General features: G+C 41.5%; 1 protein-coding gene and 1 pseudogene. Both read left to right on the forward strand.

Going from position 1 to position 2,196, the window contains the following annotated elements; translation table 11 throughout:
• Positions 1-1,051: 1,051 nt before the first annotated feature.
• Positions 1,052-2,035 (forward strand): endo-beta-N-acetylglucosaminidase, encoded by a 984-nt coding sequence (locus BU200_RS10865; protein WP_089503581.1) that lies wholly within the window; start codon positions 1,052-1,054, stop codon positions 2,033-2,035.
• A 12-nt stretch (positions 2,036-2,047) separates the two neighbouring features.
• Positions 2,048-2,196 (forward strand): annotated as a pseudogene (locus BU200_RS11345) (IS5/IS1182 family transposase); the annotation flags it as partial.

Here is a 2,196-nt window from a genome sequence, read left to right on the forward strand (position 1 = left end):
ATAAAGAAAACAAAGTTTTCGTCAAAACAGTCTGGGGAGAGACTGTTTGAGATGGGAAATAAAGAAAACAAAGTTTTCGTCAAAACAGTCTGGGGAGAGACTGTTTGAGGTCGGAAATAAAGAAAACAAAGTTTTCGTCAAAACAGTCTGGGGAGAGACTGTTTGAGGTCGGAAATGAAGAAAACGAAGTTTTCGTCAAAACAGTCTGGGGAGAGACTGTTTGAGATGGGAAATGAAGAAAACGAAGTTTTCGTTAAAAGTCGCAGGTAGTTGTCTAGTTGATAACTAGACAAGTGACAGATAAGAAAAGTGTAACTTTTCTCAATAGTACAACTTAAGATACGAGGACGTCAAAAAAGCGACCGAAAATTAGGAAACATGACGAAGAGATTAGAGAGAGTTTGCTTCGCAAACTTCTATTTCTCGCCTCCAAAGGTATCCCATACCTTTGGAGCTAGGAATGTTTATCCCTAAAGGGAGCCACACCTGTAAGCAACTAAAGTTGCAACAGTTGCGTCTCTTTTTTCCGAGCTTTTAGTCCGAGTTCAATTTCAAGATACAAAGCCCGTTAAAAACTCAAAGCGCACTTCTTCATGTATTAACAGTCACTTCCCTGACTGTTAATACCATATCTGTAAAGCAGGCATAGCCTGCAACAGCTACGGCAAATTAGGAAATCTGACGAGTGAAAAGCTCCAGTGGAGGTTTTCAGCCAATTGCTTAAAGAACCATCTCAGCTAAAGCTGAAACAGTTATCGCTCTTTTTTGCACAGCTCGTAGCCCGAGTTCAATTATACAAGACGAGGTAACCAAGTAATCAAAATATAAACTAAATGACTATATCTCACTACCTCCCTATTTATCGAAAGGAAATCCTTACACTATCGTCTATCACTGAATCAATTCCTACTGTTTTTGAGCGGATTGATTGTACTAATTAAAGTGTTTTTACTCATAATCACACAGAAGAAAAGAATGCGTTTACATTTTCGCTGCTACATGATATTCTCAATATATATCATAACATCATTTCAAGAAAGGGGTCTTGCTTATGACCTTAAAAAAACTGTTAAAATTCGGGATTGTTGCTGGTAGTATTTGGACACTCCACCAAGTAACGACTATGGAAGTGCTCGCCCAAGAGCTGCCTTCCGAAAATCTCACGGCAAATCAAGAGACAGGGGCTAGTGAACAGCCGACAAATTCTGCTGGGGAGAATTCCGATAATTTACCGACAGAAGCAGCGACAGAGGTTCGTGAACGGTCAGCAGATCCTGCTATCACAACACCAGAACAACCGCAAAATGCAGAAGAGACTAATATCGCTCCAGATAGTCCTAGCACTGCTCCTCCAAGTATTCGACCAAAAGAAATTAAATTTGAATCGAATGCAGATATTGAAAATTGGCGAGAAGAAGATCAACCAGACCATGACCCCAACCGTGCGACTGTGCCACTCGCCAATCGGGTGCCTGGATCTCGTGTCGTCAATCCACTCGCCAATCCAGAAGCCAAGCTCCATGCTGTTTCACTGATGAACTCCAAAGCTGCCGATCATGCCTCCGTAGGTGGAGACGAATTTAAGGCATACGCTTTTGACTACTGGCAATATGTTGATTCCATTACTTTCTGGGATGGACCTATTCCCTCTCCTGACGTGATTGACGCTGCCCATCGTAACGGAGTACCTATCTACGGAACCCTCTTTTTCAACTGGTCATCCAGTCAAGAAGATCAAGAAAAACTACTTGACTTCATCAAGGAAGACAGCCCTCAATCTGGTACTTTCCCAATCGCCCGTCAATTGGCAAAAATGGCAAAATACTACGGTTTTGATGGCTACTTCATCAACCAAGAAACAACCGGAAACTCTCTAAGAGAGAAAGGGGAACAAATGCGGCAGTTCATGCTTTACACAAAAGAATATGCCAAATCCCTTGACTATCCGATCCGATTTGCTTGGTATGATGCTATGAGTAGCTACGGAACCCGTTATCACGTTAATGGAGTAGACTTGTTCGGTAACCAAATGTGATATACTATTTGTATGGAAACAATGTATGAAAAATCTCAAAAACTCAGTTCAGAGAACTTCAAACTTCTCATAGGTGTTCAAAAAGAGACCTTTCAAGAAATGCTTACCTGTCTCAATGTAGCTTACCAACGTCAACATCGTCAAGGAGGTCGTCCACGCAA

This window comes from Streptococcus acidominimus (assembly GCF_001921825.1).
GTDB classification, from domain to species: Bacteria; Bacillota; Bacilli; order Lactobacillales; family Streptococcaceae; genus Streptococcus; species Streptococcus acidominimus.